This window comes from Falsihalocynthiibacter sp. BN13B15 (assembly GCF_041205415.1).
In the GTDB taxonomy this organism is placed as follows: Bacteria; Pseudomonadota; Alphaproteobacteria; order Rhodobacterales; family Rhodobacteraceae; genus Falsihalocynthiibacter; species Falsihalocynthiibacter arcticus.
The window spans coordinates 278,917-296,062 of record NZ_JBGFCE010000002.1 but is presented as its reverse complement, the minus strand read 5'-3'; the positions used below and the strand labels follow the sequence as shown (position 1 = coordinate 296,062).

Genomic DNA, 17,146 nt, shown 5'->3' with positions numbered 1-17,146 from the left:
GACAAAGGGTATCACATTATTTTGTGGTCTCGTATTTTAAGGAAGTAATGTCGATGAGCACGAAGTCTGAACCCAAGTACAATTCGGTTATGGTGGCCCTTTGCGATATCAACGGCGCCTTCCGTGGGAAAAGATTGCCCATTGATCAAGTAGATAAAGTCTTTGACGGCTCCCTTCGTATGCCCATGTCGGCGGCAACGGTCGATGTTTGGGGCCGTGATATTGAAGGCAGCGAACTAGTATTTGAGTCAGGCGACGCTGACGGGATTTGCTTGCCAATCCGCGACGAAATCCTGCCATCGCCTTGGATGGGCGCGTCCTCTGGGTTTGTTCCAGTTTGCATGTATGATGAGAATGGTGCGCCGCATCCCACCGATTCACGGCATGCGCTTGCGGCAGTCGTCGCGCGATTTGCGGCTCTTGGTTTGCGCCCTGTTGTGGCGACCGAGCTTGAATTTTACCTCACCGATCTGCACGAACAAGGCGGCATTCCATCGTCCGAGAAATTCGACACCGAGAACGTGCTTTCGGTGCAAGAACTTGAGAGATTGTCGCCGTTTTTGGATGACGTTTATGCTGCTTGTGCAGAGAGTGGCATCCCCGTTGATGCGGCGATTTCCGAAACCGGCGCAGGGCAATTTGAGATCAACCTATTGCACACCGACGATCCCTTGCGCGCGGCTGATGACGCTATGATGTTCAAACGCATCGTCAAAGGCTTTGCAAAAAGCCATGGCCACACAGCGACCTTTATGGCCAAACCCTATGGCGATGGCGCGGGAAGCGGGCTTCACGTTCACTTCTCCCTGCTGAACGAAAAAGACGAGAATGTATTTGATGATGGCTCCGAGGAGGGTTCGGATATCATGCGCGCAGCGATTGGCGGCCTTACGGATGCAATGCAGGAAAGTGCGCTACTCTTTGCGCCACATTTCAACAGCTACCGTCGACTGCGCCCCAATTCACATGCCCCCACGACCGTTGCTTGGGGCTATGAAAACCGCACGGCGGCCATTCGCATCCCCGGCGGAAACAACAAAGCGCGCCGCATTGAGCATCGTGTTGCGGGCGCCGACGCAAACCCCTACCTTGTTCTCGCCGCAATTTTGGGCGCCGCCCTCGCGGGGATCGAAGGCAAAACCCGCGCCCCCGAGCCTTTGACAGGCAACGTGTATGAAGCCGGAATGCCGCAACTCCCATTGGATTGGGCGGCGGCAATCGACGCCTTTGAACAGGGGCCAATCGTCGCAGAAATTTTCGATCCTTCGCTCATCCAGCTTATCGTGCAATCAAAACGGCAGGAATTGGAGCGGTTCCTCGAAACAGTAACTAAGTTAGAATATCAAACATATTTGGAGGTCGTCTAATGGCCGTTACACAAAAAAACTACGCGGGTGATGGCGCACACACCACAAGCTATTACGCCGCTTCCGCGAACACGCGGACGTTGCGTGCGCCCTTGGTTGGCGATCAAAAATTCGACGTTTGTGTTGTAGGCGCAGGATACTCCGGCCTCTCGACCGCACTGCATTTGGCGGAAAAAGGCTATCAAGTCGCCATCGTTGAAGGCGCACGCATTGGCTGGGGCGCGTCTGGTCGCAATGGCGGACAAGTCGTTAATGGCCTGAACGCTTCACTGCAAACCATCGACCGTCGCTATGGTAAAGACACCGCGAATTTTGTTGCGGGTTTAGTCATGGAAGGCGGCGACATCATCCGCGAGCGCGTGGCCACTTATGGCATTGAATGCGACCTTAAACCGACCAATGTTTTTACCGCCTATACCTCGGCCCACATGAAGGAGCTAGAGGAGCGCCTAGCCTTGTGGCGCGGCTATGGCATCGAAACCCAAGAGATGATCGGCCCCGACAAAATCCAGAACTACGTCGGGTCTGACGTCTATGCAGGCGGGATGATTGACCACGCGGGCGGGCATATGCATCCGCTCAATCTGGCCCTCGGAGAAGCGGACGCCTTTGAGAAAAATGGCGGTACAATCTTTGAGATGTCGATGGTGCGCAGCGTAAACAGCGACGCAAAGGAGCCTGTGGTCACGACCGACACTGGCACGATCACCTGCAAAACGCTGGTCCTCTGTGGCAACGCCTATCTTGGCCACGTCGTGCCGGGGCTTACCAGTCGCGTCATGCCGGTTTCCACCCAAGTTATGGCGACGGAACAATTGGACGATGATCTGGCGAAACGCCTTCTTCCAACGGACACTTGCATTGAAGATATTCGCTATATTCTGGACTACTATCGCCTGTCTGCTGATAACCGTCTTTTGTTTGGCGGCGGCACCGTTTACGGCGGCGCTGACCCCAAGAATATCGAGGCAAAACTGCGCAAAAACATGGATAAAGTCTTCCCTGAGTTGCGCGACAAAAAGGTCGAATACGCATGGAGCGGCAACTTCGCCCTATCCTTTAGCCGCGTCCCGCAAATGGGCCGCCTAAACGACAACACCTATTTCGCGCATGGCTATTCTGGGCACGGTATTACCGGATCGCATACCTTCGGTCGCATCTTGGCCGAAGCGATTGACGGTGACCGCACCCGTTTGGACGTTTTTGCCAATGTCCCGTGGATTCCCTTCCCCGGTGGGCGCATGTTCCGCGTGCCCTACTCCGTGATTGGCTCGTGGTATTATGGTTTTAAAGACCGGTTTGGATTGTGAGACTGAAATGACAAATACTGGCGATCAAGCATTTAGAAAAGCTGACCCCAAAGGCAGATGGCAAGAAATGACCTACGGGGGCGCGTTAAGCTTTCTGCGGCGCAAATATTCCCGCGATTTGACGGCGGTCGATGTGGCCGTTATGGGCGTACCTTTTGACAACGCCGTCACCTTTCGCCCCGGATGTCGCCTCGGCCCGCAAGCCGTGCGCGCGGCCTCCGTCCAACTCGCGGAACTGCAAGCGTTTCCGTGGGGCTTTGACCCGTTCGAAACCCTATCGGTTGTCGATTTCGGCGATGTATTTCTTGATCCACATCACCCCGAAACGATCAAACCAGCGATCGAAGCGCAAGCCCGCGAGATCATCGCCACAGGCACACGCCTCCTCACGATTGGCGGCGATCATTCCATCGCCTACCCCCTCCTTAAAGCCCATGCAGAAAAACACGGCCCCATCGCCCTCATTCAATTTGATGCGCATTGCGACACATGGGAAGACAACGGCACTGAGATGAACCACGGCACAATGTTTGCGCGTGCGGCGAACGAGGGGATCATCGATGTGAGCGGCTCAACCCAAGTGGGCTTGCGGACCTATAATTCCAGTGATTACGGGTTTGAATTGCTCACCAGTCCGTGGATTCATCGCAACGGAATTGACGCCGCGATCAAGATTGCGGTCGAGCGTGCAGGCGATGCGCCGGTGTATCTGAGCTTTGACATCGATGGCTTGGACCCTGCATTTGCACCGGGCACAGGGACGCCTGTTCCGGGGGGGCTGGCGTCGTGGCAGGCGTTGGAATTCGTGCGCGGCCTCAAGCCCTTAAACCTCATTGGGATGGACATCGTCGAGGTTTCGCCTCCGTTCGATCACGCGGAGATTACCGCCATTGCAGCAGCGCACGTGGCGCATGATTGGCTTTGTGTGCTTGCCGAACAGATGGGGGCAAAAACCGCACCCGTTGGAAGGATTTAATCCATGAAAATCGGCATCCTTCAAACCGGCCACGCACCCGACGAAACCCAAGACGAACATGGCGACTATAACGAGTTTTTCGTGAAGCTCCTTGAGGGCAAAGGCTTTGAGTTTGAAAACTTCCCCGTCCTCGACGGGATTTTCCCCACCAGCCCGAATGACGCGGAAGGCTGGTTGATTACCGGATCGCGGTTTGGCGTGTATGAAGACCATGACTGGATTGCGCCGCTCGAAGATTTCCTGCGGGAAACCTATGCGTCGGGCATTCCGATTGTGGGCATCTGTTTCGGCCATCAAATTCTGGCACAAGCTTTGGGTGGGAAGGTCGAAAAATTCAAGGAAGGCTGGTCCGTCGGCCCACAAAAATATACGTCTGACATGTTTGGCGAACAAAATATCATCGCCTGGCATCAAGACCAAATCGTCGAAAAACCAGCGGAGGCAAAGGTTGTTGGCAGTTCGGAATTCTGCGAGAATGCGATCCTTATCTATGGCAACAAGGCACTGACAATTCAGCCGCATCCAGAGTTCACTGGCCCCTTCTTGACCGACCTATTGGCAACCCGTGGCAAGGTATTGCCCGTGGATGTCCGCGAAGATGCCGCAAACCGAGCGGGAGAAGACCTAACCTCCGCATCCTTCGCCGATCACATCGAGAAGTTTTTCAAAGCTGACCGCCCTTAAGAGCTTATCGCCATAAAGATAATGGAGACCGAAATGACAAACGCAGCAATCGCAGAACGCCGCACGGGGGCAATCGCCCGTGGCGTAGGCATGATGACGCAAATCTATGTTGACCGTGCGTTAAACTCCGAAGTTTGGGACGTTGAAGGCACCCGTTACATTGATTTCGCAGCGGGGATTGCCGTGGTTAACACGGGGCATTGCCACCCAAAAGTCATGGCCGCCGTCCAACACCAAATGACCCGTTTCACCCATACGTGCCATCAAGTTTTGCCCTATGAAAACTATATCAGCTTGGGTGAGAGGCTGAATGAAATCGTTCCTGGTGACTTTGAAAAACGCACCGTGTTTGTGACCACGGGCGCGGAAGCTGTTGAAAATTCGATCAAAATCGCACGCGCGTATACCGGCCGCCCTGCGGTTGTCGCCTTTGGCGGGGGTTTTCACGGACGCACGTTTATGGGCATGTCGCTAACGGGCAAGGTTGAGCCCTACAAAAAGGGCTTCGGCGCCATGATGCCCGATGTCTATCACATCCCGTTTCCGATTGAACTACATGGTGTCTCAACCGACGAGTCGATGTCCGCCTTGACCAAGCTTTTCAAAGCAGACCTTGATCCCACCCGCGTTGCGGCGATCATTATCGAACCCGTCCAAGGCGAAGGTGGATTTTACGCCGCCCCTGCGGCCCTCATGCGCGAAGTGCGCCGCCTGTGTGATGAGCACGGGATCGTCATGATCGCGGATGAAGTTCAGACAGGATTTGCGCGTACGGGGCAGATGTTTGCGATGGATGGCCATGACGTGTCCGCCGATATTACGACGATGGCCAAAGGGCTTGCGGGCGGCCTGCCCCTTGCTGCGGTAACGGGAAAAGCCGAGATTATGGACGCCGCAAATCCGGGTGGTTTGGGCGGAACATACGGCGGCAATCCCCTTGGAATTGCGGCGGCGCACGCCGTTTTGGATGTGATTGAGGAAGAAGACCTTTGCGCCCGCGCCAACGAGCTTGGCTCGCGCCTAAAACAGCGCCTAGAACAAATCAGGCAAACGACGCCACAAATGGTTGATGTTCGTGGCCAAGGTTTTATGGTGGCCACAGAATTTAACACCGTTGATGGCTCCAAGCCGGATGCGGATTTCACTAACCGCGTGCGGATGGAAGCGCTCAAACGCAACCTCGTGTTGCTCACCTGTGGCGTGTATGGCAACGTCCTTCGCTTCCTTGCGCCGATCACTATTCCCGACGATATCTTTGCTGAAGCGCTTGATATCCTTGAAGATTCAATCTCCGCAGCAAAGGTAGATGCATAATGACCCTCGCTTTAAACGATCCCAGCCTTTTGGAACCGCGCGCCTATATCAATGGCAAGTGGATTGAGACCGAGAAAACCTTTGCCGTTCTCAATCCGGCAACCGGCGAAGAAATTGTACAAGTCGCCGATGTGCCCGTCGAGATGGTCCGCGACGCGATCGACCACGCCCATAAGGCCCAAAAGGAATGGGCCAAATGGACGGGCAAGGAACGTGCGGGGGTTATGCGCAAATGGTACGACCTCTTGGTTGCGAACGCCGATGACTTGGCGGCCATTCTAACGGCGGAAATGGGCAAACCATTGGCCGAAGCCAAAGGCGAAATCCTCTACGGCGCGTCCTTTATTGAGTGGTTCGCCGAAGAAGCCAAGCGCATCTATGGCGATGTTATTCCGGGCCACCAACGCGACAAACGTATCCTTGTGATCAAGCAGCCCATTGGCGTTGTTGGCTCCATTACGCCGTGGAATTTCCCCAACGCAATGATCGCTCGCAAGGTCGCTCCCGCTTTGGCGGTTGGCTGTACCTTCGTTGCGCGGCCTGCGGAACTCACGCCTTTGTCGGCGACGGCCATGGCCGTTTTGGCCGAACGTGCGGGCATTCCAGCAGGGGTTTTGAATATCATTCCGTCGAGCAATGCCGCCGAAACGGGACAGGAACTCTGCGAAAACCCCAAAGTGGCGAAAATCACCTTCACGGGGTCCACGCGCGTTGGGAAAATCCTAATGCAGCAATGTGCGGACACCATCAAAAAAATGAGCTTGGAGCTGGGCGGCAACGCGCCGTTTATTGTTTTTGACGACGCCGATTTGGATGCGGCCGTCACGGGCGCCATGATCTCGAAGTTCCGCAACAACGGTCAAACCTGCGTTTGCGCCAACCGCATTTACGTTCAATCGGGTGTCTATGAGGCCTTCGCGGCCAAGCTTCAAACGGCGATGTCGGCGCTGACTATCGGCAATGGCATGGAGGCAGGCATCACAACAGGCCCACTGGTCAGTGACGCGGCTGTGCTCAAGGTCGAAGAGCACATCGCCAATGCCACGGGAAAAGGCGCAAAAATTGCCATGGGCGGCAAGCGGCATGCCTTGGGCGGAACCTACTTTGAGCCCACAATTCTCACGGACGTGACGCCCGACATGGCCGTCGCGCGCGAAGAAACCTTTGGCCCCTTGGCGCCACTTTTCCGTTTTGAAACCGAAGAAGAAGTGATTGGCATGGCGAATGATACTGAATTCGGCCTCGCTGGGTATTTCTATGCACAGGACGTTAATCGGATTTGGCGCGTGGCCGAGGCTTTGGAAACAGGGATTGTGGGCATCAACACAGGTCTGATCTCTACTGAAGTCGCCCCATTTGGCGGGGTTAAGCAATCTGGTCTCGGGCGCGAAGGCTCGAAATACGGCACAGAAGATTACCTTGAGCTAAAGTATATGTGTTTTGGTGAAGTGCAGTAAATAAATTGGAGCATGCTAAAAGCTACTATGCCGCTTCGGCCCGTCATAAGGACGGGTTTCCAGCGTTGGATGGTGACATCGACGTTGATGTCGCCATCGTTGGCGGGGGGTTTACGGGGATTGCAACGGCCGTTGAGCTTGCGGAGCGTGGCCTGCGCGTTGCTGTCTGCGAAGCCAACCAAATCGGTTGGGGCGCGACGGGGCGTAACGGCGGGCAAATTACCGGAAGCCTATCTGGCGACACCGCAATGGAGCGTGAATTCAAACGCACCTTGGGCGATCAAGCCCCTAATTTCGTTTGGGATTTACGGTGGCGGGGCCACGATATTATCAAAAACCGTGTGGAAAAATACGGGATTAAGTGCGATTTAAAGTTCGGGCAAATGCAAACGGCCTTGAACAAAAGCCATCTGCGCGAGTTGACGGCGACCTTTGAGCAAGGATGCGCGCGCGGCATGCAGGATCACCTTGAAATGGTCCCCGCGGACAAAATGGGCGAGTATCTAGAATCCGATCTCTATATCGGCGGGTTGCTCAACCGTCGCAACATGCACGTGCATTCGCTGGACCTATGTGTGGGTGAAGCGCTGGCGGCCCAATCGCTGGGCGCGCAGATTTTCGAGAACACTAAGGTTACAGCCATTGAATACGGTGCACGGCCAAAACTTGTGACCGAAAACGGCGTCATCACAGCAGATAAAATTGTCCTTGCTGGTAATGCCTATCATCTGCTGGAGCAGGAAAAACTTCGCGGAAAACTGTTCCCCGCCTCTTTAGCAAATATGGTAACCGAACCACTGGACGCCGACGTCGCGCGGGCGATCAATCCACAGGATATCGCGGTCTATGACGGGCGTTTCATTTTGGATTACTACCGTCTGACAGCGGACAACCGCGTCATGTTTGGCGGCGGCACCAATTATTCGGGACGCGACAGCGGCGACATCGCGGCGGAACTTCGCCCCGCATTGGAGCGCACATTCCCGCGCCTCAAAGGTGTCGGTATTGATTACAGTTGGGCGGGGCTTGATGGGATCATCTTGAACCGCATTCCGCAAGTGGGTCGCCTCTCAAAAGACGTTTTCTATGTGCAGGGATACTCGGGCCATGGGATTGCCCTCACGCATGTCCTCGCCGACCTCACCGCACGAAAAATCGCTGGAGAGGCCTCAGAATTCAACGTTTTTGAAAATGTGCGCCATTGGAGTTTGCCTGTTGGTCGCAGCATGGGGAGCCTCATGATCGCAGTGGGCATGGCGTATTATCGTATGCGGGACAGGATCGCCAGTTAAGGCACCCGCCCCATAGCTTGCGGAAAATTTCGACGCCAAATGACGCGCAATCATCTGGACTGCGCCTTTCCCTGACAGGTTCAGGCGCAGTATGTTTAATTGGACCGTGAGATCGAACAAACGAAAAAGCACCAAATCAGCGAGAGCTCTCTTACGGATGGCGGCCTTCCATTTCCCCGTGGAAAATACAAAATTCACCACGGGAAAACTGGTTAAAAAGGAAAGTGCCCCGGTTTGCTGCTGACCGTTGTTAAACGAATTTCGGTGAAATCCTCGACGGCATAGTGACCCGACCGGCCCCAGCCAGAATCCTTGACTCCGCCATTGGGGAGCGACGCTTCGCCCGCCATTGTTGCGCCGTTGACATGGACAATACCGGTGTCAAACCGTTGCGCCATTTCCAAACCTCGGGCCGCGTTTCCGGTCATGATAGCAGCACTAAGACCGTAAGGCGTGTCCTGCGCATCGACCAGCGCCTGTTCTGGATCGTCAAACGCTTCGATGATTAGCAACGGGCCGAAGGTTTCGTCACAGCCCTGCGTCGCCACCACATCTTTTGGCACGTCAGCAAGGATCGTCGGCTCAAAAATGCGGCCTTTGACCGTGCCGCCCAACACCAGCCGCGCCCCTTTGTCGAGGGCGTCTTGCAAGCGCCCTTGGGCCTGTTCCACGGCGCGGTCGTTGATCAGTGGGCCGACGACCACGCCTTCTGTGAGCGGATCACCTGACTTCAAGGTTTGCGTCCGTGCGGTGAGGCGCTCAAGGAATTCATCGTGAATTTCGCGCGCAACGTAAACCTTGCGCGTGTTCATGCACACCTGCCCCTGATGGAAGAATGCGCCGAAGTTTACCGCCTTGGCGGCTTCGTCTAGATCGGCATCCGCGAGCACGATCATCGGGTTGAACCCGCCCAATTCCAGCACCATGCGTTTCAGAGATCGCCCTGCCTGTTCGCCCAAAATACGCGCGATTTTGTCTGATCCTGTGAAGTTGATACACCGCACCGCCCGACTTTCGAAAAAAGCATCGGCAACCGCCGCCGCCTGCCCCGGTGCATGGGTGACAACGTTGAACGTCCCTGCGGGGAAGCCCGCTTCTTCGAGGATCTCGGCATGCAGCAAGCCCGCCGACAAAGGCGCTTCCTCGGAGGGCTTAATCACCACGGTATTGCCAAACGCCATGGGCAAAAGGAACGTGCGCCATCCCAGATAGAACGCGCCATTCCACGGGGTAAAGCCCGCCACAACCCCCAAGGGTTTGCGCGCGACCATGGCCATGCGGCCCGGAAGGTCACTCTTGAGCAGATCGCCATACGGAAGGTAACCCCACGAGGCCGCCTGTCGCATTAGACTGGCCGAGAGCCGTACCTGAAAAGACGCAAATGCGCGGGCCGTCCCCGCCTCAACCGCCATCAGATGCACAGCATCATCGTGACGCCGTTCGGTGATTTCCGCCGCTTTTAAGAACAGCGCCTGCCGCGCGCCTGGTGTCATGGCGGCCCATTCTGGAAAGGCCGCATGCGCCGCTGCAACCGCTGCGTCGGCTTCGGCACGACCCCCCGCAGCAATGCGCGCGATCACTTCGCCGTTAAACGGGTTATAGTCATCAAAGGTGCGCTCATCGGCTGGCGCCCACGCGCCGTTAATGAAATGCGTTTTACGCCAATTGTTGGAATTCGACATTCAAGTTTTCCTTCTGTGTCAGAGGCTTGTGGGGTCAAGGGCAATGCCGTCGGATGAGAGTGCCGCGACTTCACGCGCCAACATGCGTTGAAACGAAGGCCGCGCGCGGACCTGTTGCGAGTGGGCGGTGATGGCCGGATAATCCGCTGTAGAAAAAACCGACTTAGCCGCCGTCGAGACCACCCAATAAAGATAGGTATCAACAATCGACCAATCGGCCCCATACCACCACGGCGCCTGTGCGAGCCGCTGTTCGATATAGGCACATTCCTTGGCCAATTTCTCCATCCCGTCTGCTCGGATGCCTGCGGTTTCGGCTTCGCTGCCTTTGGTCCATTTTTGCGGTGCCCGTATTTGACGCACCATCGGATGCAACATGCCGCCGCACCACACCAGATCGCTGAGCCCTTGGGTATCCTCAATCGCATTGCCCGTCTGGGGCAACAGTTTTGCCTGCGGATGGGCTGTATGCAAATAGTTCAGGATCGCCGCATTTTCGGTGAGGGTTGTGCCCTCGACCACTAGCGCGGGGACCTTGGACTTGCGGTTTTTCGCCAGATATTCCGACGCATATTGCGCCTGAGACATGATGTCGATCCAGCGCACCTCATAGGGCGCGCCGATTTCTTCGAGTGCCGTCATTGTGACGCGCGAACACGCGCCGGGGTAGCTGAAAATTATTGTCTGGGTCATTGAGGCTCATTCCTTGAGACCGCCATGCTGCGGCCCGGCGTTAAGCCGTTGATTTTGCCGATGATACTGTCGGCGTCGATGCCGAAGTGGCGATAGAGGTCATTGATGGTGCCCGTTTGGCCAAAGTGTTCCACCCCGAGCGGTATAGTCTGGTGCCCGTGGACGGAGCCAAGCCACGACAGGGTTGCTGGGTGGCCGTCAATAACGGTTACCAATTTGCAATGGCGCGGCAGGGTTTGCATCAACCGCTCCACATGGCTCGTCGCCTCAAACTGGCCGTGCGCGCGCGCCCGTTGTGCCGCTGTCCAGCCTGCGTTCAAACGGTCAGCGGACGTGACCGCCAGAACGCCGATATCGCGCCTGTGTTCGGCGATGGCCCCTGCGGCGCGGATGGCTTCGGGTGCAATGGCCCCTTGATAGGCAATCACCACTTCGCAATTTGGCCCCGGTTTGCGCAACCAATAAGCGCCGTCAATTGCGCCTTGTCGCCAGTCTTCATCGGGCCGTTTTCCCGGTTGCTCCACTGGATTGGTCGAGAGCCGCAAGTAGACCGAGCCACCGGTTTCATCCCGCAACCAAGTGCGCTCATCCGGATCACCCGCCCCGTCGCGCTGAAGATAGCCAAAAGCCCATTCCATGATCGTGGCCAACTCGTCGGCAAAGGCGGGTTCAAACGCCGCCAGCCCGTCCTGACTCATGCCGATTAGCGGAGTGCCGATGGATTGATGCGCGCCACCTTCGGGGGCCAGCGTCACACCGGAGGGCGTGCCCACAACCATAAAACGTGCATCCTGATAACAGGCGTAATTCAACGCATCGAGTCCGCGCACTACAAAGGGATCATAGAGCGTGCCAATCGGGATCAAACGCTTGCCAAACAAGGAATGGGACAAGCCCGCCGCCCCGAGCAACAGGAATAGGTTCATTTCGGCAATGCCAAGCTCGATATGCTGGCCGTCGGGTGTGAATTCCCATTTCGCCGTGGACGGAATGCGATGCTCAATAAAGGCGTCGGCCTGCGCTTTGCGGGCAAATAGTTTGCGGCGGTTTACCCAAGGGCCAAGGTTTGTGGTGCCCGTCACATCGGGCGACATGGTGACAATCCGTTCGGCCAGATCACTGTCGCCTTTGGACAGATCATCAAGGATTTTGCCAAAGGCCATTTGCGTCGAAATCTCGCGATCCGATGACAAGGCGATAGCAGGCACAGGCAGAACATCGTCGGAATACCTTCTACGCCCCTCGGCGAAAAACGGAGTTTTGTCGAGGAAGTTTTGCAACCCTGCGGTATCCGCGACGGTGCCGAACTTGTCCCACTCTTCGCCATCAGGCACGCCCATGCGCTTTTGCCAGTCGGCCATCTGGTTCTTGGTCATCAAGCCGCCGTGGTTGTCCTTGTGGCCCGCAATCGGCGTGCCCCACCCTTTGATCGTATAGGCCAGAAAACAGGTCGGGCTATCATCGGTGACGCTGGCAAAAACATCCGCCATGGTTGAAACACAATTGCCGCCGAGGTTCTCCATCAATGCGGCCAGGTCGTCATCAGAACGTTTCTCGATCAAGGCAGTCACTGCCCCTTGGTCGCCCAAATCGTCCATCAAACGTTTGCGCCACACTGCGCCACCCTGATAGGTCAGGGCCGAATATTGCTGGTTCGGACAGGCATCGATCCACGCGCGCAACGCCTCGCCGCCCGCCTCAAGGAAGGCCGCGCGCTGTAACGCGCCATATTTCACCCGAATGACATTCCAGCCAAACGCCTCGAATATTTTCTCGATCCGCTCAAAAAGCCCTTCGCGCACCACCCCGTCAAGGGACTGGCGGTTGTAATCAATGATCCACCAACAATTGCGCAGATCGTTTTTCCAGCCCTCCTGCAAGGCCTCGTAAACATTTCCCTCGTCAAGTTCGGCATCGCCCACAAGCGCCACATGCCGCCCAAGCGTCAGGCCCTTGCCCCAGCTTTTTGCCGAGATGTAATCCTGAACGATCGACCCAAAAGCCGTGATCGCCACGCCCAGCCCAACCGAGCCCGTCGAATAATCCACGTCATCCACATCTTTGGTGCGGCTGGGGTAGGATTGCACCCCGCCGAAACCGCGAAAGTTCTGCATCTTGTCGAGGGTCTGATTGCCCATCAGATATTGCATGGCATGAAAGATAGGCGAGGCATGGGGCTTAACTGCCACACGATCCGCGGGTTTGAGCGCCGAAAAGTAAAGCGCGGTCATGATTGACACCATCGACGCCGAACTGGCCTGATGCCCACCTACCTTGATCCCGTCCTCTTTTGGACGGATGTGGTTGGCATGGTGGATCATCCAGTGAGACAGCCACAACAGGCGGTCTTCCAGGGTTTTTAAATGAGCGGCGTCAGTAGGTTTCATGGGAGGACCTCAGAGAGTGTGTTTCGGAGCAACTTGCGCGACATTACAACTAAACTTACGGATTTTTTCACTATATCCGTCGCCAATCTTCTCGATTTGTGGTGATATTCATCAAACAACTGGAGAATCGCCATGACAATCGCCAAACTGGATTCCTACGACATTGGCATCCTGCGCGCGTTGCAAACCAACGGGCGCGCGTCGATCAACGACCTTGCCGAACAGGTCAACCTCAGCCCCTCTCCGGTGGCCCGCCGGTTGCGTATTTTGGAAGAAGACCGGATCATTACCGGCTATGCAGCCCTGATTGATGAAGCGGCCTTGGGGTATGAATTTTCGGTCTTTGTCTCGGTCAAACTGGCCCGACAAGTTGACGATGCATTGGCCAGCTTTGAGGCCGCCGTGCGCAGCTTTCCCGAGGTGGTTGATTGCTGGCTTATGACCGGAAATCGCGACTACCTTTTGCGCATTGCCACCCGCAGTCCGGCGGATTTCGAGCGTTTCTTGACAGGTTCGTTTACCAAAGTGTCCGGCGTGGCCTCGATCGAAAGTTCGGTGCCGTTGCGACGCGTAAAGGCCGGATTGTCCCGCACGCTGGACCTCTGAAGCCCTGCCAAAACTCATGCGGAAACCGCGGATTTCGGCGGGGCCAAACGGGCTCCGGGAAAGTCGACTATGGCCGAACACAGGGCTGGCAACGCACAAAGGCGCGCATAGTACGCCGCCACATATGGCAACCGATTAAGCTGCCATAATTGCCCCTGCCCGACATCCTCAGTACGGATCAACTCCGCGCCCCAAAAGAGATCGGCCATGGTAATTGTCGCGCCAAACAACCAAGGACCATTGCTGTCGGCAAGCCGATCTTCGAGCCCATCCAAGGCGTCGACAACAGCCTGACGCGCGCGGGTAAGGGCGACTTCATCGAACAGCATATCCGCTGCGAATTGCTCCTTTGCGCGCTTGGCCTCATAGGCCGCGCGCAATACAGGATCGTCGCCAAATTCCGCCAGAAGCGTATCGCAGCGGGCAACCTTGCTGGCTGCAAACGCATTTCCGGGCGCCGATGCGGGCACCACCCGAACGGCAAGATTTTGGTAGTTTGGCAGATCGTCCACCACTGCGAGCTCGGCCATAATGGCAGCGCGCAAGGCAGCGGGAACCAAGGCCCCGCCCCCCTCCGAGGCGTCCAGCATTTGACAAATGCGCAAGGAATCCACGAAAACAGTTTTGTCCTGCGCATCAACCAATGTAGGCACCACACACCCGTCACAGCCGCTTGCCTCGACCGAAGTCGTCCCTAAATGTTGGGCCGCCAATGGCACCCCAAGGCGCGCACAGCCCTGCATGCGCACGCGAACATAGGCAGGATCATACGTCTCGCCCGCGAAGATATCGAGCAGATGGGAACTATGGGAAACTTGATGATACGCCAAAACAGCGCGCACTTTTTGTGAGCATATTGAATTCGGCGCGTGGAAAAAATGGTGACGCGGGATGGCTTCAGGGCCGACAGGAACGCCCGGAAATCGCGTCGTTAATTGGGAAAGAATTTGTTGGGTGGAATCGTGTGTCAAAGTCCTACCTTCCTTTATTTCGCCTCCCGCCAATCCTGCGGTATAGGCAAAACAATAGCAGGGTCAGCCTATATAACAATAGATTAATTATAAAATAATGTATTATTTAATTGACCCAGGTCGATCCGCAAACTAGCATACTTTGAGGATCGGATTGCGTCACGACAGCGGGCACGCCCCCTGCTTGCGAGAAACGTTTGCTCCGGTCATAATCGAAAGTTGGTGATCAAGGGACGCTTCATCGCATTTAGCAAACTTGAGCATCTCTTTGACAAAGGATTACCATGACAGATTATACTATCGCCCTGCTAGTGGGCAGTACGCGCACTGGTTCTATCAACCAGAAACTGGCCCGCGCTATCAAGTTATCGGCCCCCGCCAATTTGCATTTCATCCCTGTGAGCATGGAGGAAATGCCATGGTACAACGGCGATCTGGAAGGCAAAAGACCAGCAGAGGTGAATGCTTTTACCAAGGCCATCCGTGAGTGCGACGGGGTTTGCATCGTTACGCCAGAATACAACCGCTCAATCCCCGGTGTTTTGAAAAACGCCGTTGATTGGGGGTCAAAACCACCCGCAGAAAACATCTGGCGCGACAAAGTGATCGCAATGACGGGCGCGTCTCCCGGTGGGATCGGCACCGCCGTCGGACAACAACACCTACGCCAAATCCTCGCCATTCAGGGCGCGATTGTCATGCCGGGGGAGGTCTACATCACCTTCAAATCGCCCACCATGATCGGAGATGATGGCCAGATGGACGACGAAACGCTCTCCGGGTTTATCGCCGATTTCGGGGCGCGGATGGAAAAACTAGTGGGTAAAATGACTGCGAGCTAAAAGGCCCCTTTTAATAGATCGCGCGCCAACCGACCCCTCGGATGGCGCGCTTTTTTTAGTGGACCAGCAGCGCGTCAAGTGCGGCGCGATCAAGATAGGTTCCTGACTCCACGACACCTTCGATCTGGTTCAGGTTCGCCACATCGGCCAGTGGGTCCGCGCTGAGCAAGACGAGATCCGCCGCCATTCCCGCCGCGATTTGGCCCATATCACGGTCTAGAAACTGTCCAGCATTCAACGTGGTCATTTGCAGGATTTGCAGCGGTGTCAATCCCGCCTTGGCCAACTCGGCGAATTCCTGATGCAGGCTAAAACCCGGCACCAGCCATTGACCGCCGTAATCCGAGCCCGCCAACATTGGCACACCCTCTTGCGCCATCTGAAGCGTCAGTTTCATCTGGGCATCATACATACGGTCCAACTCAACCTTCGCCCCTTCAGGCAGGCTGGCAGCAAAATCCGCAGCGATATTTTGCCACAACGCGCGCTGCTCGTCGGTGACAAAAACAAGGTTTGGATCTTCGCTATAGTGGGGGTCGTCGCCATGGTTCATCGTGCGCAATCGGATCAGGGTCGGCACTTGCCAGACGTTGTGCTCCTTCAACATACGGGCGAGCGTCGCGGCCTTGTCGGTGTCATAGCTATCGGCCATCGCGAACATGCTCGCGAATTGTTGTGGAGAAGTCGAGGGGATCGGATTGGCGATCAGCCGTTCATAAAACGCCGGTGTGGGGGGGGCGGATGGTGGTGGGGGCGGAGGCGCATTGGCGATCAGGGTACGCAATTCGTCTTCTTGACTCGAGGCGCTCAACAAAAGCGACTCGCGCGGGCCGAGATGCTCCATTGTGTCCATGCCATGCGCGGCTGCAGTCTCGGCTGAAACACTAGGTGGAAAATGCCCCGCGATGGGAATATCTAGCGCCTCGGCGGCATCCAATGCGGCCACAAAAACCTGTGGATTTTCGACAAGGATTTTGATGAAATCCGCGCCAGCCGCTTTCTGAGCCGCGATCTCTTCTACCGCCTGTTCGGGCGTGCGCACGTTGCCCCCCGTAAGGATCGCGCCCGACAACGCCAGCAAATCAGGCCCTTCAGCCACGCCGCGCTTGTCGCCGAAACCTGCCAGAAGTTCAGCGGCACTGCTCATTTGCCGATAACCCGTAACGCCGTTGGCCAGCATCACGCGCAGGTTGGTCGCACTGTCGCCAGAGGTCAGGGCATGGCTGTGCATGTCGTTATATCCGGGCACTGCAAACAATCCGCTGCCGTCGATAATGACATCGGAGGCTGCTCCTGTGGTTTTGTCGGAGGGGCTTACGGCTGCGATCAGGTTGCCTTCGATGACGATGGACATATTGGGCGTCTCGTCACCAGTTTGGGTATCTACAACCGTGACATTTTGGATAATTACGGCGGCACAGGCAAGGCCGGGTAGGACCGATAAAGCGCCAGCGCCTGCAGTTCTGCGGCAAATCTGGGAAAAAATTCGCGCCCATTTTGGTGTCATTGAAGGTTTCATTATTGTCTCCTGTGGTAAAGTTCTATTGCAAAATAGCCGTTTGCCA

Annotated in this window: 14 protein-coding genes; 9 read left to right on the top strand and 5 right to left on the bottom strand. The window is 56.1% G+C overall.

Annotated elements, in window-relative coordinates; all coding sequences use genetic code 11:
- The first annotated feature begins 53 nt into the window (after positions 1 to 53).
- The 7 genes from AB9F26_RS04085 to AB9F26_RS04055 are packed head-to-tail and all read left to right on the top strand — an operon-like array spanning position 54 to position 8,400.
- Positions 54 to 1,367, top strand: coding sequence for a glutamine synthetase family protein (locus AB9F26_RS04085; protein WP_369755606.1), 1,314 nt, complete (start codon positions 54 to 56; stop codon positions 1,365 to 1,367).
- Complete coding sequence (locus AB9F26_RS04080) at positions 1,367 to 2,677, top strand: FAD-binding oxidoreductase (protein WP_335583484.1); 1,311 nt, start codon at positions 1,367 to 1,369, stop codon at positions 2,675 to 2,677. Before AB9F26_RS04085 ends, AB9F26_RS04080 begins: the two co-directional genes overlap by 1 nt.
- A 7-nt stretch (positions 2,678 to 2,684) precedes the next feature.
- Positions 2,685 to 3,653, top strand: coding sequence for an agmatinase (gene speB / locus AB9F26_RS04075; protein ID WP_369767345.1), 969 nt, complete (start codon positions 2,685 to 2,687; stop codon positions 3,651 to 3,653).
- A 3-nt stretch (positions 3,654 to 3,656) separates the two neighbouring features.
- Entirely contained in the window at positions 3,657 to 4,337 is a 681-nt protein-coding gene (locus AB9F26_RS04070) for a type 1 glutamine amidotransferase (protein WP_335583486.1), read from the top strand.
- 33 nt (positions 4,338 to 4,370) lie between these two features.
- A complete protein-coding gene (locus AB9F26_RS04065) occupies positions 4,371 to 5,651 on the top strand; it encodes a 4-aminobutyrate--2-oxoglutarate transaminase (RefSeq protein WP_369767344.1) in 1,281 nt (426 codons plus the stop codon).
- The gene (locus tag AB9F26_RS04060) at positions 5,651 to 7,108 is read left to right on the top strand and encodes an NAD-dependent succinate-semialdehyde dehydrogenase (RefSeq protein ID WP_369767343.1); all 1,458 of its coding nucleotides are present in this window, start codon (positions 5,651 to 5,653) and stop codon (positions 7,106 to 7,108) included. Before AB9F26_RS04065 ends, AB9F26_RS04060 begins: the two co-directional genes overlap by 1 nt.
- Positions 7,109 to 7,113: 5 nt before the next feature.
- The gene (locus AB9F26_RS04055) at positions 7,114 to 8,400 is read left to right on the top strand and encodes an NAD(P)/FAD-dependent oxidoreductase (RefSeq protein WP_369767342.1); all 1,287 of its coding nucleotides are present in this window, start codon (positions 7,114 to 7,116) and stop codon (positions 8,398 to 8,400) included.
- A gap of 212 nt (positions 8,401 to 8,612) precedes the next feature.
- On the opposite strand, the gene AB9F26_RS04050 is transcribed toward AB9F26_RS04055, so the two are convergent.
- Genes AB9F26_RS04050 through AB9F26_RS04040 form a run of 3 tightly spaced genes read right to left on the bottom strand, consistent with a single transcriptional unit; the run spans position 8,613 to position 13,162 of the window.
- Positions 8,613 to 10,082, bottom strand: coding sequence for an aldehyde dehydrogenase family protein (locus tag AB9F26_RS04050; RefSeq protein ID WP_369767341.1), 1,470 nt, complete (start codon positions 10,080 to 10,082; stop codon positions 8,613 to 8,615).
- Positions 10,083 to 10,100: 18 nt separating this feature from the next.
- Positions 10,101 to 10,775, bottom strand: coding sequence for a glutathione S-transferase family protein (locus AB9F26_RS04045; protein WP_369767340.1), 675 nt, complete (start codon positions 10,773 to 10,775; stop codon positions 10,101 to 10,103).
- Entirely contained in the window at positions 10,772 to 13,162 is a 2,391-nt protein-coding gene (locus AB9F26_RS04040; protein WP_369767339.1) for a transketolase, read from the bottom strand. Before AB9F26_RS04040 ends, AB9F26_RS04045 begins: the two co-directional genes overlap by 4 nt.
- A gap of 132 nt (positions 13,163 to 13,294) precedes the next feature.
- Here AB9F26_RS04040 and AB9F26_RS04035 point away from each other — a divergent pair, with 132 nt between their 5' ends.
- On the top strand, positions 13,295 to 13,768 hold the full coding sequence (locus AB9F26_RS04035) for an Lrp/AsnC family transcriptional regulator (RefSeq protein WP_038999978.1): 474 nt from the start codon (positions 13,295 to 13,297) through the stop codon (positions 13,766 to 13,768).
- Between the two features lie 14 nt (positions 13,769 to 13,782).
- Here the strand turns inward: AB9F26_RS04035 and AB9F26_RS04030 are convergent, their stop codons facing one another.
- Positions 13,783 to 14,739 carry a glutathione S-transferase family protein gene (locus AB9F26_RS04030; protein ID WP_369767338.1) on the bottom strand — a complete coding sequence of 319 codons (957 nt, stop codon included), beginning with the start codon at positions 14,737 to 14,739 and terminating at the stop codon, positions 13,783 to 13,785.
- A gap of 284 nt (positions 14,740 to 15,023) precedes the next feature.
- On the opposite strand from AB9F26_RS04030, the gene AB9F26_RS04025 reads away from it, so the two are divergent.
- Positions 15,024 to 15,581, top strand: coding sequence for an NADPH-dependent FMN reductase (locus AB9F26_RS04025; protein WP_335583494.1), 558 nt, complete (start codon positions 15,024 to 15,026; stop codon positions 15,579 to 15,581).
- 55 nt (positions 15,582 to 15,636) lie between these two features.
- Here AB9F26_RS04025 and AB9F26_RS04020 read toward each other — a convergent pair whose 3' ends face one another.
- A complete protein-coding gene (locus tag AB9F26_RS04020; RefSeq protein ID WP_335583495.1) occupies positions 15,637 to 17,100 on the bottom strand; it encodes an amidohydrolase family protein in 1,464 nt (487 codons plus the stop codon).
- Between the last annotated feature and the right edge of the window lie 46 nt (positions 17,101 to 17,146).